Source organism: Actinomadura macrotermitis, from assembly GCF_009604375.1.
GTDB lineage: Bacteria > Actinomycetota > Actinomycetes > Streptosporangiales > Streptosporangiaceae > Spirillospora > Spirillospora macrotermitis.
The window spans coordinates 603,348-623,581 of record NZ_WEGH01000005.1 but is presented as its reverse complement, the minus strand read 5'-3'; the positions used below and the strand labels follow the sequence as shown (position 1 = coordinate 623,581).

The 20,234-nt window shown below is 75.4% G+C and carries 16 protein-coding genes and 1 riboswitch; of the genes, 6 read left to right on the top strand and 10 right to left on the bottom strand.

Annotated elements, in window-relative coordinates:
• Positions 1-42: 42 nt before the first annotated feature.
• Together ACRB68_RS35680 and ACRB68_RS35675 are read right to left on the bottom strand one after the other, a co-directional pair.
• Positions 43-315 (bottom strand): GlsB/YeaQ/YmgE family stress response membrane protein, encoded by a 273-nt coding sequence (locus tag ACRB68_RS35680; RefSeq protein ID WP_153540413.1) that lies wholly within the window; start codon positions 313-315, stop codon positions 43-45.
• A gap of 52 nt (positions 316-367) precedes the next feature.
• Positions 368-1,561: an MFS transporter gene (locus tag ACRB68_RS35675; RefSeq protein WP_235960689.1), complete on the bottom strand. Its 1,194-nt coding sequence runs from the start codon at positions 1,559-1,561 to the stop codon at positions 368-370.
• A 74-nt stretch (positions 1,562-1,635) separates the two neighbouring features.
• Between ACRB68_RS35675 and ACRB68_RS35670 the strand changes: the two genes are divergently transcribed.
• Both ACRB68_RS35670 and ACRB68_RS35665 read left to right on the top strand, forming a co-directional pair.
• Positions 1,636-2,700, top strand: a complete 1,065-nt coding sequence (locus tag ACRB68_RS35670; RefSeq protein WP_328595200.1) for an ROK family transcriptional regulator — start codon at positions 1,636-1,638, stop codon at positions 2,698-2,700.
• Between the two features lie 44 nt (positions 2,701-2,744).
• The gene (locus ACRB68_RS35665; RefSeq protein WP_153540407.1) at positions 2,745-3,413 is read left to right on the top strand and encodes a hypothetical protein; all 669 of its coding nucleotides are present in this window, start codon (positions 2,745-2,747) and stop codon (positions 3,411-3,413) included.
• Here ACRB68_RS35665 and ACRB68_RS35660 read toward each other — a convergent pair.
• Together ACRB68_RS35660 and fxsA are read right to left on the bottom strand one after the other, a co-directional pair.
• Positions 3,365-5,326, bottom strand: a complete 1,962-nt coding sequence (locus ACRB68_RS35660; RefSeq protein ID WP_153540405.1) for a tetratricopeptide repeat protein — start codon at positions 5,324-5,326, stop codon at positions 3,365-3,367. The genes ACRB68_RS35665 and ACRB68_RS35660 overlap by 49 nt on opposite strands.
• Before the next feature lie 177 nt (positions 5,327-5,503).
• On the bottom strand, positions 5,504-5,740 hold the full coding sequence (gene fxsA, locus ACRB68_RS35655; protein ID WP_153540403.1) for an FxSxx-COOH cyclophane-containing RiPP peptide: 237 nt from the start codon (positions 5,738-5,740) through the stop codon (positions 5,504-5,506).
• A gap of 362 nt (positions 5,741-6,102) precedes the next feature.
• Here fxsA and fxsT point away from each other — a divergent pair, with 362 nt between their 5' ends.
• The gene (fxsT, locus tag ACRB68_RS35650; protein ID WP_328595199.1) at positions 6,103-8,694 is read left to right on the top strand and encodes an FxSxx-COOH system tetratricopeptide repeat protein; all 2,592 of its coding nucleotides are present in this window, start codon (positions 6,103-6,105) and stop codon (positions 8,692-8,694) included.
• Between the two features lie 4 nt (positions 8,695-8,698).
• Here the strand turns inward: fxsT and ACRB68_RS35645 are convergent, their stop codons facing one another.
• From ACRB68_RS35645 to ACRB68_RS35625, 5 genes are all read right to left on the bottom strand, one after another.
• Positions 8,699-10,009 carry an HEXXH motif domain-containing protein gene (locus tag ACRB68_RS35645; protein WP_153540402.1) on the bottom strand — a complete coding sequence of 437 codons (1,311 nt, stop codon included), beginning with the start codon at positions 10,007-10,009 and terminating at the stop codon, positions 8,699-8,701.
• Positions 10,009-11,238, bottom strand: coding sequence for an FxsB family cyclophane-forming radical SAM/SPASM peptide maturase (locus tag ACRB68_RS35640; protein ID WP_328595198.1), 1,230 nt, complete (start codon positions 11,236-11,238; stop codon positions 10,009-10,011). The genes ACRB68_RS35645 and ACRB68_RS35640 overlap by 1 nt, the downstream gene beginning before the upstream one ends.
• A gap of 121 nt (positions 11,239-11,359) precedes the next feature.
• Complete coding sequence (gene thiC / locus ACRB68_RS35635) at positions 11,360-13,096, bottom strand: phosphomethylpyrimidine synthase ThiC (protein ID WP_153540400.1); 1,737 nt, start codon at positions 13,094-13,096, stop codon at positions 11,360-11,362.
• A riboswitch (TPP riboswitch) is annotated at positions 13,092-13,205 on the bottom strand. It overlaps the preceding gene by 5 nt.
• A 65-nt stretch (positions 13,206-13,270) precedes the next feature.
• Entirely contained in the window at positions 13,271-14,278 is a 1,008-nt protein-coding gene (locus ACRB68_RS35630; protein WP_153540398.1) for an adenosine deaminase, read from the bottom strand.
• Between the two features lie 45 nt (positions 14,279-14,323).
• A complete protein-coding gene (locus ACRB68_RS35625) occupies positions 14,324-14,848 on the bottom strand; it encodes an NUDIX hydrolase (protein WP_153540396.1) in 525 nt (174 codons plus the stop codon).
• Between the two features lie 80 nt (positions 14,849-14,928).
• Here ACRB68_RS35625 and ACRB68_RS35620 point away from each other — a divergent pair, with 80 nt between their 5' ends.
• Both ACRB68_RS35620 and ACRB68_RS35615 read left to right on the top strand, forming a co-directional pair.
• On the top strand, positions 14,929-15,621 hold the full coding sequence (locus ACRB68_RS35620) for a CDP-alcohol phosphatidyltransferase family protein (protein WP_328595196.1): 693 nt from the start codon (positions 14,929-14,931) through the stop codon (positions 15,619-15,621).
• The gene (locus tag ACRB68_RS35615; RefSeq protein ID WP_153540394.1) at positions 15,618-18,116 is read left to right on the top strand and encodes a mannose-1-phosphate guanyltransferase; all 2,499 of its coding nucleotides are present in this window, start codon (positions 15,618-15,620) and stop codon (positions 18,114-18,116) included. The genes ACRB68_RS35620 and ACRB68_RS35615 overlap by 4 nt, the downstream gene beginning before the upstream one ends.
• A gap of 8 nt (positions 18,117-18,124) precedes the next feature.
• Here the strand turns inward: ACRB68_RS35615 and ACRB68_RS35610 are convergent, their stop codons facing one another.
• The gene (locus ACRB68_RS35610; protein WP_153540392.1) at positions 18,125-19,459 is read right to left on the bottom strand and encodes an aminotransferase-like domain-containing protein; all 1,335 of its coding nucleotides are present in this window, start codon (positions 19,457-19,459) and stop codon (positions 18,125-18,127) included.
• 99 nt (positions 19,460-19,558) lie between these two features.
• Here ACRB68_RS35610 and ACRB68_RS35605 point away from each other — a divergent pair, with 99 nt between their 5' ends.
• Positions 19,559-20,206 carry a LysE family translocator gene (locus ACRB68_RS35605; protein ID WP_153540390.1) on the top strand — a complete coding sequence of 216 codons (648 nt, stop codon included), beginning with the start codon at positions 19,559-19,561 and terminating at the stop codon, positions 20,204-20,206.
• Positions 20,207-20,234: the final 28 nt, after the last annotated feature.

Below are 20,234 nucleotides of genomic sequence, written 5' to 3'. Positions count from 1 at the left end.
CCCCCGGGAGGTGGGGCGGCGGCCGTCTTTCCTGGCCGAGGGCTAGTGGGACCCTCGGCGGGCGTACAGGGCGGCCGCGGCGAAGACCCCCACCGCCGCGAGCACGACCTGGATGGCCAGTTCGACCCAGTCGATCCCGTTGGTGTCGGCCACGCCGAGGCCCGCCGCGATGGCGGTGCCGATCAGCGCGGCGACGATGCCGATGACGATCGTGAGCCAGATCGGGATGTGCTGCCGGCCGGGGACGACCAGGCGCCCGAGCGCGCCGATGATCAGGCCGATGACGAGTGCGGTGATGATCCCGGTGACGTGCATGCGATCCGCCTTTCCTCTGGGGCGGTCCTGGCTGTACCGCGCTGGCCGCCGCCTACACGTCCCGCGGCGAAGTTTCGCGTTCGCCCTGCTCGCAAGGGGTGCCGAGGGCCGCCGGGGGAGCGGGGCGCGGACGCAGCGCGCCGGCCAGCAGCGCCGTCGCCCCGGCCATCGCGGTGATCATCGCGAACGCGGCCGGATAGGACGCGGCGCCCGCGACCCAGCCGGTGACCGCGGGCGCGGTCAGCCCGGACAGGTAGGTGATCGTGGCGACCCCGGCGACGCCCTCGCTCGCGGCCGGCCCGCTGGCGCCCGCCGCCGCGAACACCAGCGGCACGACCGTCGCGACGCCCGTCCCGACCAGTGCGAACCCGGCGGCGCCCATCACGGGGGAGACGGCGGTGACGACCAGCGCACCGCCGAGGACGGCCGCCGCCCCGCCGCCGCGGACCACCGCCACCGGCCCGAAGCGCCGGATCAGCCGGTCGCCCGCGAGGCGCGTCGCGGCCATGCACAGCACGAAGACCAGGAAGCCGCCGGCGGCGAGACCGGGCCCGGCGCCGGTGACCTCGGTGAGGTACACCGCCGCCCAGTCCGCGCTCGCCCCCTCGGCGAAGGTGCCGCAGAACCCGAGCACCCCGATGCCGAGGACGGCCCGTGACGGCAGCGCGAAGCGGCGCGGCACCGGCGCGCCGACCTCACCGCCGCCGGTGAACAGGCCGCGCCCGGCGGCGAGGCCCGCCGCCAGCAGCGCCGCCGACATCGCGCCGAGGTGGATCCGGGCGTCGAGGTGCGCGTGCGCGGCGAGCATGCCGATGCCGCCGCCCGCGAGGCTGCCGACGCACCACATGCCGTGCAGCCCGGAGATGATGGAGCGGCCGAGGTGCCGTTCCAGGTCGACCGCGTGGCCGTTCATCACCACGTCGGACATGCCGGCCGTCGCGCCGTACAGCAGGAACGCCGCGAACAGCCACGCGGGCGCCGGGGCGAGGGCGGGCAGCGCGAGGCCGGCGCACCACAGGGCGATCAGGATGCGGGTGGTGGCCGCGCCGCCGAGCCGGTGGGAGAGCCGCGCGGCCGTCGGCATGCCGAGGAACGCCCCCACCGACGGGCAGAGCAGGGCGAGGCCGAGCACCGACGGGCCGAGGCCGAGATGGTCCTGCAGCCAGGGGACGCGGGTGGCGAGGCTGCCGGAGACGGCGCCGTGCAGGGCGAAGACGAGGGTGATGGCGCGATGGTGCCGGTTCATGGTTCCCAGAAACTAACAGGCAGGGTTCCTGATGAAAAGAGCATCAGGCAGGTTCCCTGACTAATATGGCCGGGGTGAAGACCGCCACCCCCACGCTGGCCCGCGCGATCAACGACCGGCTCGCGCTGGACCTGCTGCTGGAGCGCGGCCCGCTGACCGCGCCCCAGCTGCGCGCGCTCACCGGCCTGTCCCGGCCCACGGTGTCGGACCTGGTCGAGCGGCTCTGCGCGGGCGGGCTCGTCGAGGCGGCCGGCGAGACCGGCGCCGACCGGCGCGGCCCGAACGCGCGCCTGTACGGCCTGGTGGCCGGCCGCGCCCACGTCGCCGGGGTCGACGTGCGCCGCGGCGCCGTCCACGTGACGGCCGCCGACATCACCGGCGCCGAGGTCGGCGCGGTCTCGCGCCCCCTGCCCGCCGCCGGGACGCCCGACCTGGCCGCGCTGCTGTCGGACGCCGTCGGCGAGGCGGCGGGCGGGCGCGACCTGCACACCGTCGTGTTCGGCGCCCCCGGCCTCGTCCACCCCGCGACCGGCCTGGCGGCCGACAACGGCATGCCCGGCTGGCGCCCCGACCTCGCCGCCGCGCTGCGCGAGCGCCTCGGCGTCCGGGTGCTGCTGGACAACGAGGTCAACCTCGCCGCGGTCGCCGAGCAGCGCGCCGGCGCGGCCGCCGGCCGCGCCGACTTCGCCCTGCTCTGGCTGGACGACGGCGTCGGCGCGGCCGTCGTGCTCGGCGGCCGGGTGCGGCGCGGCGCGTCCGGCGGCGCGGGCGAGGTCGGGCTGCTGGACGTCGACGGCGAGATGTTCTGCCACGCGCTGGAGGCCCGCACGGCCGGCCTCCTCGGCGAGGCCGAGTTCGCCGCCCGGATCACCAAGGGCGTCTTCGCGCTCGTCGCCGTCCTGGACCCCGGCCTCGTCGTGCTCGGCGGCTCCCTCGGGCGCGGCGGCGGCGAGGCCCTCGCCGCCGCCGTCGCCGGGCACCTGGCCGCCCTGTCGCCCGCGCCGACCGAGATCCGCACGAGCGCCGTGGAAGGCAACGCCGTCCTGCAGGGCGCCGTGCTGACCGCGCTCGACCACGCCCGCGACGACGTCTTCGGCCCGCCGCGGAACTCCGGGCCGGAAGACGCCGTCCAAATGTGACCGGTGGCGCGGTGCCGCCGGCACGGCGGTGGGAGGCTGCGCCCATGCCCGATGTCGTCCTGTGGACCACGCTGGTCACCACCGCCGGGGCGGCCGGCTCGGCCCTCGGCGCCGTCGCCCTGGCCGACCGGCAGGCGAACCGGCGCGAGCGCAGGCAGCAGGAGGAGAAGGAGGCCGCCCGGCGCCGCGCCCGGCGCGCCGAGCTGGACGCCGAGCGGCGCGCCCTGTGGAGCCGGGTGCTGAAGACCTCGGCCCGGGTCGAGGCCGACGTGCGGATGCTCGGCGACGGCTACCGGGCCGACCTGCGCGCCCGGATGGCGGTCCTGCACGACGAGGCGGTGACCGTGGCCGAGGAGACGGCGCTGGCCGCCGCGCTGTACGCCGCCGGGCCCGGCGGCGAGCGGGCCGCGCACGCCGCCCGCCAGGTCGCCGCGGCGACCGCCGGGCTCGTCGTCGCGCTCGGGAACGCCATCGTCTGGGACGAGCCGCAGAACGGTGAGCCGGCGGCGGGCGGCAACGTCAACGGCGAGGTCGACTTCACCGGGCTGGACACCTGGACGGTCGAGCTCCAGCGCGCCCTCGGCCCGGTGCTGGCGGGCGGGGACGCGCCGGAGGAGGAGGCGCCGGACGAGAGCGCACTCGCCGGCCCCGTCCGCGCCCGGCGTCAGTGGCCGTGGAGCCGGCCGAGGAGCCGGTCGGCCTCCTCGCCCTGATGGCGCGGGAGCCGCGGCGCGGTGGCGTCCTTGGCGCGCCCGGCCCGGTCGGCGGCGGCCGCCCGGTCGCCGCGCAGCTCGGCGATCCGGGCCGCGTAGAGCAGCACCGGGCCGTTGCCCGGGGCCGCGGCGAGCGCCGCGTCGATCTCCTCGCGGGCGTGGTCCCAGTCCTGCAGCGTGGCGAGCGCGAGGGCGCGGGCGGCCCGCGCCGCCGGGCCGGGGTTGCGCGGGACCCGGTCCAGGTCGCGCAGCGCCCGCTGCGCCTCGCCGAGGTCGGCCAGGAACTCCCCGCGGGCGCGCAGCGCGTCCGGCGTGTCCCCGTTGGCCGACAGGAGCCCGGTGAGCACGCTCACCGCCGCCTGCGGCCGGCCCATGCCCCACAGCGCGCGGGCCAGCGAGATCTGCACGCCGGGGTCGGCGGGCAGCCGGTCGGCGGCGGCGCGCAGCTTGTCGAACGCCTCGACGGTCAGGCCGCGGGCGAGCTGGAGCCGGCCGATCGCGGCGAGCAGCAGCCCGACCCCGGGGGTGTCCTGCAGCGCCTCCAGCAGCGTGGCGGCGCTCAGGTAGTGGCCCTCGGCGGTCTCGGGACGGCCGCGCTCGGCCGCGATGTCGCCGCGCAGCCGCTCGGCGTCGGCGCGCAGCCGCCGGTCGCCCGCGGGCGCCGCCGCCTCGGCCTCGGCCACGTGCTTGTCGGCCAGCTCCAGCTCCCCGGCGGCGAGCGCCAGCTCGGCCGACCGCAGGTAGTCGCCCGCGGTGAAGGAGCCGGGGACCTCGGCCAGCGGCCCGGCCAGCCGCTCGTGGTACAGGACGAACCGGACGCCGCCGGGCCCGTGCGCCGAGCGCAGCAGGTGCCGGTCCTCCAGCGTCGCCAGCACGCCGGGGTGGATGCCGCCGGCCTGCGCGGCGGCCGCGGAGACCCCCGACGCGGCGCGGTGCTCCCCGGCGAAGGCGCGCTGCAGCCAGGCCCGCAGGTCGCCGACGCCGATCCGGTGCTCGGCGGCGGTCTCGGCGAGCACCCGCGCCACGAAGTCGGTCAGCGACCGCCCGACGTCGGCGTAGGCGTGGATGTGCTCGGCCGTGATGGACCGCACCTCGGCCGGGACGCGGCTCCAGATCCGCACGCAGCAGACCTGCAGGAGCGCCGGGGCGATCAGCCCGTCCTCCGGGGGGACGGCGAGCTCGTCGAGCAGGTACTCGGCCGCGCCCCGCGCGAACTGCCGGTCGGTGCTCTCCAGCGGGCGGCGGACGGCCTCCAGCGCCGTGTCCCGTTCCAGGAAGCCGATCCCGGCCTCGGCCGGCTCGTCCCCCGACAGCCGCGCCGCCAGGGGCCGCAGGGCCGGCCGGTGCGCCTCGCGCACCGCGAGCAGCAGGTGCAGCCGCGGATGCTCGTGCAGCGCGCCGGACAGCTGCTCCAGCAGGTCGCCCAGATGCCCGCGCTGCCCGCCGGGCACGGCGAGCAGGTCCTCGGCCCGGTCGATCGCCGCCAGGAGCGGAACCTCCGCCGCGCGATCGCGCAGGAGAACGCGCAGGAACTCGCCGATCGTCCGCCCGGCGGCCGGGCCGGTGCGCCCTCCCGGCGGTGTCCACGAGTCCAGCAGTGCCGTGACCAGCGGGTTGCGGCCCGCGGGCGTGAGGAAGGGGACCACGGCGGGGGAGGCGGCGACCCGCCCGACCGGCAGCACGTCGGCGCCGTCCCGTGCGAGCAGCGGCAGCACCCCGGCGCCGAGCAGCGAGGTCAGGCCCGCCCCGGACGGCCCGGACAGCACGGTGACGCGCCGCGACCGCCACAGCCCGGCGACCTGCGCGCTCGCCCGCGCCCGGCCGAAGAAGCGCGCGGCGTCGCCGGGACCGAACGGCCGGGGCCCGGCGAAGGGCCGGTCGCGTGGCGGGAGCCCGAGGGCGTCGACGGTCATGGGAACAGGCCGATCCGCCGCGAGTGGCCGGTAATGGTCATCGCTTCCCGCTTTCGGTCGGACCCCGGTTCCCATAACGTCGGAGGGAATTCCCGGTGAGGAGATGTTCCGGCCGGGCGGGAAATTCGGCACTATCGTGCGCCGCCGTCGATTCGCCCGCCGGTGGCCGCATGGCGATCATTCCTCGCCGCCGGCCGTGCCGGTCTCCGGGCCGGGGGAGGCCGCACCGGAGATCTCCGGCGGCGGCCCGAGTTTCGCCTGGAAACCGGCGATGGCCTGCACCGGGGCGCCGGCCTCGTCGCGCACTTTGCGCAGTTCCCGGGCGAGCACGGTGTCGCCGAGTTCGCCGAGCCGGCTCAACGGGATCCCGCCGAGGTCGAGGGGCCCGTCCTGCGGCGTCGTGGCGTCGCCCATGCACTACTCCTCAGCCTGCCGTCGTCCTGCTCGACCGGGGCATTCCCCCGGGTCAGGCGGGGCAACCTCGCCCTGCGGCTGCCGGAGACTGCCTCCGCACAGTCATACCTGTCACCGTACGCCCCTGTCGACAGGACGGGGCCGCCCGTAAGGCGCCCGGAACCCGGCCCATCCGGAAATATGACAATGGGGCGATAATGCCGTTCTGTGTGTGCTGAGTCGGGTTCGTCCCTTGTTCGCCGAGGGGCGAGGAACGTCCAGGCGGATATCGGGACCTGCCCTTGTAAGGCGCGCGGAGGGCGGGCCTATTCTGCGATTAGGATGTGGGCGAGCGCGAAGCGGCGAGAACGCGGAGGCGGCACGTGACGGATGGGCGATCCTCAGAGGGCAGGCCGGCCGCGGGACGTGGTCCGCAAGTATGGGGAAGCCGCATCCCCCTGCAGAACCGGGATTTCACCGGGCGCGACGAGCAGCTGACGCAGCTGCACGAGAAACTGAACCGGTCCGCGCCCGACGCCGGTGACGACGGCTCCGGGGTGACCGCCGTCGTGTCGGACGTGCAGGCCGCCACCGGCACCCCGCAGACGCTGCAGGGCATGGGCGGGGTCGGTAAGACCCAGATCGCCATCGAGTACATCCACCGCTACCAGGACGACTACGACCTGATCTGGTGGATCCCGGCCGATCAGCCGAAGCTGGTGGCCGCGGCGCTCGCCGGGCTCGCCAAGCCGCTCGGGCTCAGCACGACCTCGACCGGCACCGCCGACACCGCGCAGAGCGTGCTGGACGCGCTGCGGCGCGGCGACCCCTACGCGCGCTGGCTGCTCGTCTACGACAACGCCAACGAGCCCGAGGATCTGGTCGGCCTCGTCCCCGGCGGTCCCGGGCACGTCATCATCACCTCGCGCAACCAGGCGTGGCGGCAGCGCTTCGAGACCATCGCCGTCGACGTGTTCGACCGCCCCGAGAGCGTGGAGTTCCTCGGCCGCCGGGTGCTGAACGTCATCAGCGAGGCCGACGCCGTGCGGCTCGCCGAGAGCCTCGGCGACCTGCCCCTCGCCCTGGAGCAGGCCGGCGCCCTGCAGTACGAGACCGGCATGTCGGTGGACGAGTACCTGCAGCTGCTGAAGGAGCAGCCCGCCGCGCTGCTGCAGGAGAACAACCCCGCCGAGTATCCGCGGTCGATGACCGCGGTCTGGCAGCTGTCGGTGTCGCTGCTGCAGGCCACCCTGCCTGCGGCGGTCGTGCTGCTGCGCGCCTGCGCGTTCTTCGGGCCCGAGCCGATCCCTGTGGACGTGTTCCGGCGCGAGGCGCGGCTGGCCGACGCCGAGCTCGCCGCGCTGCTGGACGACCAGATCCTGCGCGCCCGCGCGCAGCGCACCCTCGGCAGGTTCGCCCTCGCCCGGATCGACCCGCAGGCGCGCACGATCCAGGTGCACCGGCTGATCCAGGCGCTGCTGCGCGAGGAGGTCGACGAGGACGCCGCGGACCGGCTGCGGCGCGACGTGCACCTGCTGCTCGCCGCGCAGGCCCGGGTGGACCCCGACGACGAGCGGGAGTGGACGCGCTTCCAGGAGCTCATCCCGCACGTCGAGCCCGCCCGCGTGGTGGACAGCACCGACCCGCAGGTCCGCGAGTTCGCCCGCCGGGTCGTCCGCTACCTGTACCGGTCCGGCGACCACGAGCTCGGCCTGGCCTTCGCCGGCCAGTTCCTGGCCCGCTGGCGGCGCGACGAGGGCGGCGACGACCGCGCCGACGTGGTGCGGATGGAGGCGCTGCGCGCCTCCATCCTGCGCGAGCGCGGCGAGTACGCCCGCGCCTACGAGATCGACGAGGCGCTGGTGCGGCGGATCGGGGAGGCCGCGGGCCTGTCCGAGCAGGACATGCTGCCGATCATCAACAGCTTCGGCGCCGACCTGCGCGCCCGCGGCGAGTTCGCGCGCGCCCTCGAGCACGACGAGATCTCCCGGCGGCGCCACGCCGAGGTGTTCGGCGAGCAGGATCCGCGCACCCTGCGCACCATCAACAACCTCGCGCTGGACCACGGCCTGAACAGCGGGTACCAGACCTCGCGCGAACTGCACGAGCTCGCCTTCAACGCGCAGAGCAAGGCGGCCGGGGGCGTCAGCCGCGCCGATGTGCTGAGCTCCTGGACGGGGCTCGCGCGCGCCGTGCGGCTCTGCGGCTACTACCAGGAGGCCCGCGACGTCGGCCGCGACGCCTACGAGTACGGCAGCCGGTTCATGCGGCCCGAGCACCTCACCACGCTGCGCACCGCCAAGGACCTGTCGATCGCGCTGCGCCGGGCCGGCGAGTACGAGGAGGCGCTCGTCCTGGCGCGCGAGGTGCACGAGCGGTTCCTGCGGCTGTACGGCCCGGGCAACCCCGACACCCTCGCGGCGGCGATGGGCCTGGCCAACGTCCTGCGCACCACCGGCAAGATCGTCGAGGCGTACGAGCTGGCCCAGGAGACCGTCGAGCGCTACCCGCGCGTGTACGGCGAGGACCACCCCTACAACCACGGCTGCGTCGGCAACCTGGCCCTGCTCAGCCGGGTCAACGGCAACCTGCGCGAAGCCCGTTTCCTCAACGAGGAAGCGCTGGCCGGGCTGCGGTCCGCGCTCGGCGAGGACCACCACTATCCGCTCACCGTCGCCACCAACCTCGCTTCGGACCTGTACGAGATGGGCGACGTGGAGCGGGCCCGCGCGCTCGGCGAGGACACCCTGCGGCGGCTGTGCCTGCTGCTCGGCGAGGACCATCCGATGACGCTCGGGTGCGCGGCGAACCTGTCGGTCGACCTGCGCGAGCTCGGCGAGGCCGACCAGGCCGCCAAGCTGTTCGAGGACACCATCGCCCGCTACGACCGCATGGTGGGCCGCAACCACCCCGACACGCAGGCCGCGCGGCGGCAGCGGCGGCTGGACTTCGACTTCGACCCGCCGCCGATCTAGGGGGTCAGGGGCGGCGCGCGTGGTCGCGGTGCCAGCGCATCCGGTGGCGCTGCGCGGACCGGTGGGCGAGCCCGGCGGCGTCGGGCGGCACCGCCTCCTGCTGCCAGCCGAGCAGGGTGCGGCGCATCTGGGCGACGAAGGCCTCGCCCGCGGGGGTGAGGCCGCCGCTGGCCAGCAGCGTCCGCGTCACCTGGAACGCGGCCGCGCGCCAGCGGGCGAACTCGGCGTGCGCGAGCGTCGCCCGCCCGCCCGTCTCGTGGTGGCGCTGCCGGCGCCAGAAGCCGCTGACGCCGAGGTAGGCGTAGGCGCCCTGCAGGAGGCCGGCCAGGGGGCGCGGGTCGTCGCGCCAGGGCGCGTAGAACCGGCGGTCGTCGCCCGGCCGGATCAGCGGGACGGCGTTCAGCAGCGCCGCGAGCTTGGCGTGCTGCACCTCGTGCGCGAGCGTCCCGGCGAGGGTGAGGCCGTCGCCGGGGTCGGACAGGGCGGTGCACCCGAACGCGGTCGGCGAGGTGGCGCTGATGTGGTCCCGCGCGGGCGGCGTCAGCGGGGTCAGCACCCGGATCGCGGTGCGGACCTCGGCGGCGGTGGTCCAGTGGTGGCGGCGGAGCAGCCCCCAGGCGTCCTCCAGCGCGGCCGACCACGCGGCGGCCTCGGCCGCGCCGAGCCGCCCGCGCACGCCCGCGCCGGGGAAGCGCCAGGGGTCCAGGTCGTCGATCAGCAGCCCGATCGCGCCGTCGCCGGTACCGGCCGAAAGACGGCGCAGGCCCTGCCAGCCGGGGGCGTCGGTGTGCGGGTCGGCGGGGACGGCGACGCGGGCCCCAGTGCCGACGACCACAGTGCCGGCGACCACGGCGCCGGTACCGGTCACCCGGACCTCGGCCGTCCCGTCGCCGCCCGGCACCGCGGCCTGCCCGAGCGAGGGCAGCGTCACCCGGCCCCGGCGCACCGGGACCTCCACCGCGCAGGGCACGCCGCCGCGCACGGCCGCCGCGGCCGCGAGGCCCGACAGCAGGAGCGGGTCGGCCTCGCCGGTCAGCGCCCGCAGCGCCCACGCCCCGACGGCGGGATGGCGCAGCACCGCGTCGACGGCGCCGGGCGCCCGGTGCTGGATCCCGGCGAGCAGGTCGTAGGCGGCGCGGACCCGCGCCGCGCCGGGGTGGCCCGCCTCGGCGGCGGCGTCGGCGACGCCGCGCACGAGCAGCACGTGCCGGCTGTACTGGATCGCCACGAGCCGGCGGACCGCGCCCTCGCCGCCGTGGCCGGCGGCGAGGGCGGCCAGGTCCTCCGCGGGGACGTGGTGACGGCGGGACTGCATCACCCTCCCCGGCGCAGCGCGGCCAGATCGGACCGGACGGTGTCGCGGACGTGGTGGACCAGGCGGTACAGGTCGGGGCAGTAGACCGACGGGTTGGCGAACCCGCGGCCGGGCCGGTACCGGTGGGCGTACAGGCCGCCGCCGCACACCGCGCGGACGCCGCAGGCCCGGCACTCGGGCGCCAGGGCGCGCTCGCCGAGCTGGCGGGCCGCGACCGAGGGCAGCCGCAGCGCCGCGTCCAGCGGGTCGCGGTCCACGTGCAGGCCCGTCTCGGCCGCGCCGGGGTAGGCCGACTTCAGCAGGTCGGACTGCTCGATCGCGCCGTCGGTCTCGATGACGACGGTGCCGACCGGCGACAGCCCGACCGCCTCGGAGGCGGACGCGCCGCCGAGCAGCAGCCGCACCAGCTCGGCGAACAGCCGCACCCGGCCCGCCGGCGCGGCCCGGTACCAGCGGTCGAACAGCGGGACGAGCCATGCGGCGTAGGGCGTCGCGGGGGAGCCGGGCTCCCGGCCGGGCGGCGGCGCGGCCCAGTTGCCGTGCGGCAGCAGGAAGTCGACGGCGGGCGGCTCCCAGGCCATCAGCGCGTCATAGACGGCGTGCGGGTCGTTGCGCAGGTCGACCGTGCAGAGCAGGCCGTTGAACAGGTGCCGGTAGCGGTCCCCGGCGAGCAGCTCCAGGGCCCGGCTCACCCGCGCGTGGCTGCCGCGACCGCCGGCGTCGCGCCGGTGCCGGTCGTGCGCGGCCGCGCCGCCGTCCAGGCTGACCCCGACGCGCACGCCCAGCCGCTCGAACAGGGCGAGGAAGGACTCGTCCAGCCGCACCCCGTTGGTCTGCACCGTCACCTCGACGCGGACGCCCCGGGCGGCCCGCCGGACGGCGGTGACCGCGTCGGCCAGCAGGCCGGGTCCGGCCAGCAGCGGCTCCCCGCCGTGCAGGACCAGCTCGACCGTCTCCAGGCCGTGCGCGGCGGCGTGCTCGGCGACGCGGCGGGCGGCGCGGTCCAGCACCGCGCCGGACATGGCCCGGGGCCGGCCGCGCCAGCTCTGGTCGGCCATCTCGTACACGTAGCAGTAGTCGCAGGCCAGGTCGCAGCGGCTGTGGATCTTCAGCACGAACTCGCGGAAGGGGACCGGCCGCCAGCCCGTGGCGAGCAGCCCCGGCAGGTCGAGCGTGCGCGGCCACTCCGCCCCCGCGCCGGTGCCGGGCGCACCGAGGTCCACCGTCACGCTTGATCATCCCCGTACGGATCGCGGCGCCGTGTCCGGCTTCGCCGTTATCGCCACAGTAAAGAAGAGCGCACCTGGGCGGTCAAGGGCCGGGGACGCGCCGCGTCCCCGGCCCGGCCGGTCACTCCTCGGCGGGGGCGAGCGGCAGGTAGACCCGGCCGCCGGACTCGCGGAACTGCGCGGACTTGGCCCGCATGCCCTCGGCGAGGGCCTCCCGCTCGTCCAGGCCCTGCTCGCCGGCGTACCGGCGGACGTCCTGGGTGATCTTCATGGCGCAGAAGTGCGGCCCGCACATGGAGCAGAAGTGCGCGGTCTTGGCGGGCTCGGCCGGCAGCGTCTCGTCGTGGAACGCCCGCGCGGTGCCGGGATCGAGGGCCAGGTTGAACTGGTCCTCCCAGCGGAACTCGAACCGGGCGTCCGACAGGGCGTCGTCCCACGCCTGCGCGCCCGGGTGGCCCTTGGCCAGGTCGGCGGCGTGCGCGGCGATCTTGTAGGCGATCACGCCCGCCTTGACGTCGTCGCGGTCGGGGAGCCCGAGGTGCTCCTTCGGCGTGACGTAGCACAGCATCGCGGTGCCGTACCAGCCGATCATCGCGGCGCCGATCGCGGAGGTGATGTGGTCGTAGCCGGGCGCGATGTCGGTGGTGAGCGGGCCGAGCGTGTAGAACGGCGCGTCGGCGCACCACTCGCGCTGCAGGTCCACGTTCTCCTTGATCTTGTGCATCGGCACGTGCCCGGGGCCCTCGTTCATCACCTGGCAGCCGTGCCGGGCCGCGATCGCGGTGAGCTCGCCCTGGGTGCGCAGCTCGGCGAACTGGGCCTCGTCGTTGGCGTCGGCGATGGAGCCGGGGCGCAGCCCGTCGCCGAGCGACCAGGTGATGTCGTAGGCCGCGAAGATCTCGCACAGCTCGTCGAAGCGGGTGTAGAGGAAGTTCTCCTCGTGGTGCGCCAGGCACCACGCCGCCATGATCGACCCGCCGCGCGAGACGATGCCGGTCTTGCGCCGGGCCGTCAGCGGGACGTAGCGCAGCAGCACGCCCGCGTGCACCGTCATGTAGTCGACGCCCTGCTCGGCCTGCTCGACGACGGTGTCGCGGAAGACCTCGAAGGTGAGCTCGGCGGGGTTCCCGCCGACCTTCTCCAGCGCCTGGTAGAGCGGCACGGTGCCGACCGGGACGGGGGAGTTGCGCAGGATCCACTCGCGGGTGGTGTGGATGTCGCGGCCGGTGGACAGGTCCATGATCGTGTCGGCGCCCCAGCGGGTCGCCCAGGTCATCTTGTCGACCTCGTCCTCGATCGAGGAGGCGACCGCCGAGTTGCCGATGTTGGCGTTCACCTTGACCAGGAAGTTCCGCCCGATGACCATCGGCTCGATCTCGGGGTGGTTGACGTTGGCCGGCAGCACCGCCCGCCCGGCGGCCAGCTCGGCGCGCACGAAATCGGGGTCGACCCCCTCGCGCAGCGCCGCGTACTCCATCTCCGGCGTGATCTCCCCGCGCTGCGCGTAGGCGCGCTGGGTGACCGCCCCGCCGGTGGCCCGGCGGGGCCGCCGGGCGGGGAAGGACGCCGCCTCGCGCAGCGGGTCGCCGGCCCGCCGCCCGTCGTCCTCGGGCCGCGCCGCGCGGCCGTCGTACTCGGCGGTGTCGCCGCGCTCGGCGATCCAGGCCGCGCGCAGCGGCGGCAGCCCGCGCCGCACGTCGGCCTCGTAGGCGGGGTCGGTGTACGGCCCGGAGGTGTCGTACAGCACCACCGAACCGCCGTTGGTGAGCGGCACCTCCCGCATCGGCACCCTCAGGTCGGGGCGCGAGCCCCGGAGGTAGGTCTTGCGGGCAGGCGTGACCACGGTGTTGTCGCTCATGACGACTCGATCTCTCCCTACGCCGGCATTACCCGGTCAGGTTCCAGCGGTCAGCGGCCGTCCCAGCCGCTATCTCAGCCCGGTTCGCCGGGCCCCCGCGATCTGTCGTCCCCGACGCTAACCCGCCCCGCCCCCGTTGCCGCAACCCCGGGGCATGGGGTAAAGGCGCGCGCGTCAGGCGAAGCGGTGCGCGGCGACCTCCTCCAGGTAGGCGGCCCGCTCGGCGTCGGACAGGAAGGCGGCGCGGAAGGAGTTGGCGGCCAGCAGCCGCAGCTCCTCGCCGGTGAGGCCGAGCCCGTCGCGCAGCGCGTCGAAGTTGTCGCCCGCGTAGCCGCCGAAGTAGGACGGGTCGTCGGAGTTGACCGTCACCAGCAGGCCCGCCGCCATCATCCGGGGCAGCGGGTGGTCGGCGAGGCGGTCCACGCAGCGCAGCCGGACGTTGGACAGCGGGCACACCGTCAGCGGCACCTGGTCGCGCACCAGCCGCTCGACCAGGCGCGGGTCCTCCATGCTGCGGATGCCGTGGTCGACACGCTCCACGCCGAGGACGTCGAGGGCCTGCCACACGTACTCGGGCGGCCCCTCCTCGCCGGCGTGCGCGACCAGCCGCAGGCCCGCCGCGCGGGCGCGGTCGTACACCTCGCGGAAACCGGCCGGCGGGTGGCCGACCTCGGCCGAGTCCAGGCCGACGCCGGTGATCAGCGTGCCGAACCAGGGCCGGGCGGCCTCGAAGGCCTCCAGCGCCGAGGCGGCCGGCTCGTCCCGCAGGAAGCACATGATCAGCCGGGTGGTCACGCCGTGCCGGGCGGGCGCGGCGGCGAGGGCCTCGCCGAGGCCCGCCATGACGGTGGCCAGGGGGACGCCGCGCGCGGTGTGCGCCTGGGGGTCGAAGAAGATCTCGGCGTGCCGGACGCCCTGCGCGGCGGCGCGGGCGAGGTAGGCGTCGGCCAGCTCGGCGAAGTCGCGCTCGGTGCGCAGCACCGCCATCAGCCCGTAGTACAGGTCCAGGAAGGACTGCAGGTCCTGGAAGTCGTAGGCGGCGCGCAGCTCGTCCGCGCTCCGGTAGGGCAGCGCGACGCCGTTGCGTCCGGCGAGGTCCAGGGCGAGCTCGGGCTCCAGGGTGCCCTCGATGTGCAGGTGCAGCTCCGCCTTGGGAACCGGATCGGACACGCGCGCCTCCATTGGCCGGAACTGGTCCCGCCATCGTAGAAGCCCGCCCGCGCCGGTTCAGCCGCCGGTCGCGCCGATGAGCAGCAACGCCGCCAGGGTGGTCGCCGACCCGATCTCGCCGCGCACGGCCAGCCCGGGGACGCGCTCCAGCGGCACCCACTCGATCCGCTCGGCCTCCACGTCGGTCGGCTCGCCGACCCGCTCCGCGCCGTCGGCGAGGTAGATGTGATGAAGACCATCGTGAAGACCCGGTGACGGGCGCAGTTCCACCAGGTGACGGACCGGCCCCGCCTGGAACCCGGTCTCCTCCAGCAGCTCGCGCACGGCGGCCGTGGCGGGGTCCTCGCCCTCCTCCACCCGGCCGCCGGGGATCTCCCAGCCCCACCGGCCGGTGATGAAGCGGTGCCGCCAAATCAGCAGCACGTTGCCGTGCCCGTCCAGGGCGGCCACGCCCGCGGCGGGACGGACCCGCAGGAGGTGGTGCTCGAACCGGCGCCCGTCGGGCAGTTCGACGTCGGCGAGCCGTACGTTCATCCAGGGGCTTTCGTAAACCGCCCGTTCGCCGTGCAGGGTCCACCTCATGGACCGGACGCTATCGGGGCCTTTCAGATCCTTGACGGTAGGGTCAGGATCATTGGGGGACAGGGAGGCGGGACACGTCGGTGAGTGCTGAGGTCGACAGGGCGGCGGACGGCGGGAACGGCCCGGGCGGGGCCGCGTCCGGCCGCGTCTGGACGGTGCCGAACGCGCTGAGCTTCGCCCGGCTGCTCGGGGTGCCGCTGTTCCTCTGGCTGGTGCTGGCCGAGGCGGACTGGTGGGCGCTCGGCCTGCTGGTGCTGGCCGGCCTGTCGGACTGGCTGGACGGCAAGCTCGCGCGCGCCCTGAACCAGACCAGCCGGCTCGGCATGGTGCTGGACCCGGCCGCCGACCGGCTCTACATCCTGGCCACCCTCGTCGGGCTGATGGTCCGCGACATCATCCCGGTGTGGCTGGTGGTGCTGCTGGTCGCCCGCGAGTTCGCGATCGTGCCGATCGCGCCGATCATGCGGCGCCTCGGCTACCAGGGCACGCTGCCGGTGCACTTCGTGGGCAAGGCCGCCACGATGTGCCTGCTGTACGCGTTCCCGCTGCTGCTGCTCGGCGACCATCCGGGCGCGGTCGCCGCCACCGCCAAGGTCGTCGGCTGGTCGTGGGCGATCTGGGGCACCGCGCTGTACTGGTGGGCGGCGCTGCTCTACTGGGAGCAGACGCGGCGGCTGGTGCTGGCCGAGCGGGCGGCGCCGGGGGGACAGGACCTGGAACCCGGACCGGGCACCGCGCCCGGCGATCGGAAGGGAGCGGAGAATCCCCGATGAAAGCCGTTGTGATGGCCGGAGGCGAGGGGACGCGGCTGCGTCCGATGACCGCCAATCAGCCGAAGCCCCTGCTGCCGGTGGTCAACAGGCCGATCATGGAGCATGTGCTGCGCCTGCTGCGCCGGCACGGTTTCGACGAGACCGTCGTCACGGTGCAGTTCCTGGCCGCGCTCATCCGCAACTACTTCGGTGACGGCGAGGAGCTCGGCATGACGCTGAGCTACGCCACCGAGGAGATCCCGCTCGGCACCGCCGGCAGCGTCAAGAACGCCGAGGAGGCGCTGCGCGACGACCGCTTCCTGGTGATCTCCGGCGACGCGCTCACCGACATCGACCTCACCGACATGGTGCGCTTCCACCGCGAGAACGGCGCCCTGGTCACCATCGGGCTGAAGCGGGTGCCCAACCCGCTGGAGTTCGGCATCATCATCGTCGACGAGAACGGCCGCATCCAGCGCTTCCTGGAGAAGCCGACCTGGGGCCAGGTGTTCTCCGACACCGTCAACACCGGCATCTACGTCATGGAGCCCGAGGTCCTGGACCACGTCGCGGCGGGCGAGTCCGTCGACTGGTCCAGCGACGTGTTCCCCAAGCTGCTCGCCGAGGGCGCCCCGCTGTACGGCTACGTCGCCGACTGCTACTGGGAGGACGTCGGCACCCACGAGAGCTACCTCAAGGCCCAGGCCGACATGCTGTCGGGCCTGGTCGACGTCGAGATGGACGGGTTCGAGGTCTCGCCCGGCGTCTGGGTCGCCGAGGGCGCCGAGGTCGACGCCGAGGCGGTGCTGAAGGGCCCGCTCTACATCGGCGACTACGCCAAGGTCGAGGCCGGGGTGGAGCTGCGCGAGTTCACCGTGCTCGGCAGCAACGTCGTGGTCAAGGAGGGCGCGTTCCTGCACCGCGCCGTCGTGCACGACAACGTGTTCATCGCCCCCTCCACCAACCTGCGCGGCTGCGTGGTCGGCAAGAACACCGACGTGATGGCGGGCGCCCGGGTCGAGGAGGGCGCGATCATCGGCGACGAGTGCGTCATCGAGGCCGAGGCCTACGTCTCCAGCCAGGTCAAGGTCTACCCCTTCAAGACCATCGAGGCCGGCGCCGTCGTCAACACCAGCGTCATCTGGGAGTCGCGCGGCCAGCGCAACCTGTTCGGCCCGCGCGGGGTGTCCGGCCTGATCAACGTGGAGATCACCCCCGAGCTCGCGGTCCGCCTGGCCAGCGCCTACGCCACCACGCTGAAGAAGGGCAGCACGGTGGTGACCGGCCGGGACGCCTCGCGCGCCGCGCGCACCCTCAAGCGCGCGGTGATCAGCGCGCTCACCGCCAGCGCCATCAACGTGCAGGACCTGGAGGCGTGCCCGCTGCCGGTCGCCCGGTTCGAGACCGGCCGCCAGGACGCCGCGGGCGGCATCTACATCCGCACCACCCTCGGCGACTCCCAGGGCGTGGACATCGTCTTCCTGGACGACGAGGGCGCCGACCTGTCGCAGGGCGCGCAGCGCAAGCTGGACCGGGTGTTCGGCCGCCAGGAGTACCGGCGCGCGTTCCCCGGCGAGATCGCCGAGCTGAGCTACCCGGCCCGGATCATGGAGACCTACACCCGCGACCTGCTGCGCCGCGTCGACATGTCGGGGGTGCGCGAGGCGCGGCTGAAGCTGGTGGTGGACTGCGCCGGCGGCACCGCCTCGCTGGTGCTGCCCTCGCTGCTCGGCAAGGTCGGGGTGGAGGTGCTCACCCGCAACAACGGGCTGGACGAGGCCAACCCGACCGAGACGCTCGCCGAGCGGATGCGCGACCTGCAGCGCCTCGGCGAGCTGGTGTCGTCCTCGCGGGCGGCGTTCGGGGTGCGCTTCGATCCCGTGGGCGAGCGGATCTCGCTGGTCGACGAGAACGGCGAGCTGATCAGCGACGACCGGGCGCTGCTGGTCATGCTGGACCTGGTCGCGGCCGAGCGGCGCGGCGGCCGGGTCGCGCTGCCGGTCACCACCACCCGCGTCGCCGAGCAGGTGTGCCGCTTCCACGGCGTCCAGGTCGAGTGGACCTCCACCTCCCAGGACGTGCTGACCAAGGCCGCCGCCCGGCCCGAGGTGATCTTCGCCGGGGACGGCCGGGGCGGCTTCCTGATGCCGGAGTTCACCACCACCGTGGACGGCATCGCCGCGTTCGTCCGCCTGGTCGGCCTGGTCGCCCGCACCCGCCTCACCCTGTCGCAGATCGACCGGCGCATCCCCGAGGCGCACCTGCTGCGCCGCTCGGTGCCGACGCCGTGGGCGGCCAAGGGCAGCGTGATGCGGCACGTGGTGGAGGCCGCCGGGAGCCTCACCATCGACACCACCGACGGTGTGCGGGTGGTGCCCGAGCCGGGCCGCTGGGTGCTGGTGCTGCCCGACCCCTCCGAGCCGGTCACCCACCTGTGGGCCGAGGGCCCCGACGCCGACTCCGCGCAGGCCCTGCTGGAGGAGTGGGCGGCGGTGGTCGAGCGCGCCGGCACCTGACCGGCGGCTCAGTCGCCGAGCACCTCGTCCGGCATCGCCCGGGCGAGGTCGCCGAGCACGCCGAGCGCGCGGTCCAGCTCGTCGAGGCCGGGTGAGGCGGTGCCGAACCGGACCGCGTTCGGCGCCGCGCCCGCGCCCGCCGCGAACGCGGCGGCCGGGGTGACGGCGATGCCGCGCCGGGCCGCCGCCGCGACGAACGTCTCGGCCCGCCACGGCGCGGGCAGCTCCCACCAGCAGAAGTAGGAGCACGGCGCGGTCCGCAGCGCGAAGCCCGCCAGCCGCGCGGCGACGATCCGCCCGCGCGCGGCGGCGTCGCGGCGCTTGGCGCGGCCGATGGCGGCCACCGTGCCGTCGCCGACCCATCCGGTGACCGCCTCCAGCGCGTACCCGGCGGGCGGCGCGCCCGCCGAGCGCAGCGCGGCCGTGACGCGCCCGCGCAGCGCCGGGGGGACGACGGCGACGCCCGCCGACAGGCCCGGCGCGAGGCGCTTGGCGAACCCGTCCACCAGGATCGTGCGCTCGGGCGCCGCGGCGGCCAGGGGAGGGGGCGCGTCCTCGTCCAGGAACGCCCAGACGGCGTCCTCGATCGCGGTGAGGCCGAGCCGGGCCAGCTCGTCCGCGAACTCCGCGCGCCGCGCGGCCGGCATGGTGACGCTGTAGGGGTTGTGCAGGGTCGGCTGGAGGTACACCGCGTGCAGCGGCGTCCGCCGGTGCGCCTCCCGCAGCGCGTCCGGCCGCATCCCGTGCTCGTCGGCGGCGACCGGCACGAGCGTCACGCCGAGCCGCGCCGCGATGCCCTTGACCACCGGGTAGGTCAGCTCCTCGACGCCGAGCCGCCGCCCGGCCGGCACCAGCGCCGACACCGCCGCCGCGATCGCCTGCCGCCCGTTCCCGGCGAACAGCGCCGGGCCGGGGTCCCAGCCGGGGCGGGCCAGCAGCGCCCGCACCGCCTCGCGCGCGGCGGGCGTCCCGGCCGCGCCCACCGGCCGCAGCGCGGCCTCCAGCGCGTCGGGCCGCAGCAGCCGCTCCAGGCCGGGCGCGAGCAGCGCGGCCTGTCCGGGCACCACGGGGTAGTTCAGCTCCAGGTCGATGCGCGCCGCCGCGGGCTCGGCGAGCGCGGGATCGGGCGCCGCCCGCGCCGCGCGGACGAACGTGCCCCGCCCCACCTCGCCGGTCACCAGGCCGCGCCGGGCCAGCTCCCGGTAGACCCGGGCCGCGGTGGAGGCGGCGATGCCGCGCTCGCGGGCGAACGCGCGCTGCGGCGGCAGCCGGTCGCCGGGCCGCAGCCGGCCGGCCGCGATATCGGCCGCGACCGCGTCCGCCACCTGGCCGAACGTCTCCATCGGTGCCTCTTCTCGTCATTGCTCCGAGTTCAATCTCATTATTGCACTGAGAAAGGTGCGAGCGATAGCCTGCGCAATAACTCGACAAAAGGGGACACGATGGTCTCGTCCGCCGCTATCGCGGCCGCCGCCGCGATCGCCCTCGGCATGGTCATGACGCCCGGGCCCAACATGATCTACCTGGCCTCCCGGACGATCACCCAGGGCCGCCGGGCCGGGCTGATCTCCCTCGGCGGCGTCGCGACCGGCTTCGCCGTCTATGTGAGCGTCACCACCGCCGGGCTGAGCGCGGTCTTCGCCGCCGTGCCCGCCGGCTACACCGCCATCAAGGTCGGCGGCGCGCTCTACCTGCTCTGGCTGGCCGTCCAGGCGGTGCGCCCCGGCGGCGCCACGGCCTTCGCGCCGAAGGAGCTGCCCGCCGACCGGCCGCGCCGCCTCTACACCATGGGCCTGGTCACCAGCCTGCTCAACCCCAAGATCGCCGTCCTGTACGTGTCGCTGCTGCCGCAGCTGGCCGACCCCGCGGCCGGCCCCGTCGCCCCGCAGATCCTGCTGCTCGGCCTCACCCAGGTCGCCGTCGCGGTCACCGTCAACGGCCTGGTCGTGCTGAGCGCGGGGTCCATCGCGGGGTTCCTGGCCCGGCGGCCCGGCTGGCAGCGCGCGCAGCGGTACCTGATGGGCACCGTCCTCGCCGCGCTCGCGGTGCGCATCGGCCTGGACCGGTCCCGGGCCGCCTTCACCGCCTGACCCGCCGTGCTCCGCCGGATCTTGCCAT

Coding starts and splice junctions, on each gene's coding strand:
- ACRB68_RS35680 (WP_153540413.1), bottom strand. CDS start 315: ATGCACGTCACCGGGATCATCACCGCACTCGTCATCGGCCTGATCATC.
- ACRB68_RS35675 (WP_235960689.1), bottom strand. CDS start 1,561: ATGAACCGGCACCATCGCGCCATCACCCTCGTCTTCGCCCTGCACGGC.
- ACRB68_RS35665 (WP_153540407.1), top strand. CDS start 2,745: ATGCCCGATGTCGTCCTGTGGACCACGCTGGTCACCACCGCCGGGGCG.
- ACRB68_RS35660 (WP_153540405.1), bottom strand. CDS start 5,326: ATGACCGTCGACGCCCTCGGGCTCCCGCCACGCGACCGGCCCTTCGCC.
- fxsA (WP_153540403.1), bottom strand. CDS start 5,740: ATGGGCGACGCCACGACGCCGCAGGACGGGCCCCTCGACCTCGGCGGG.
- ACRB68_RS35645 (WP_153540402.1), bottom strand. CDS start 10,009: ATGCAGTCCCGCCGTCACCACGTCCCCGCGGAGGACCTGGCCGCCCTC.
- thiC (WP_153540400.1), bottom strand. CDS start 13,096: ATGAGCGACAACACCGTGGTCACGCCTGCCCGCAAGACCTACCTCCGG.
- ACRB68_RS35630 (WP_153540398.1), bottom strand. CDS start 14,278: ATGGAGGCGCGCGTGTCCGATCCGGTTCCCAAGGCGGAGCTGCACCTG.
- ACRB68_RS35625 (WP_153540396.1), bottom strand. CDS start 14,848: ATGAGGTGGACCCTGCACGGCGAACGGGCGGTTTACGAAAGCCCCTGG.
- ACRB68_RS35615 (WP_153540394.1), top strand. CDS start 15,618: ATGAAAGCCGTTGTGATGGCCGGAGGCGAGGGGACGCGGCTGCGTCCG.
- ACRB68_RS35610 (WP_153540392.1), bottom strand. CDS start 19,459: ATGGAGACGTTCGGCCAGGTGGCGGACGCGGTCGCGGCCGATATCGCG.
- ACRB68_RS35605 (WP_153540390.1), top strand. CDS start 19,559: ATGGTCTCGTCCGCCGCTATCGCGGCCGCCGCCGCGATCGCCCTCGGC.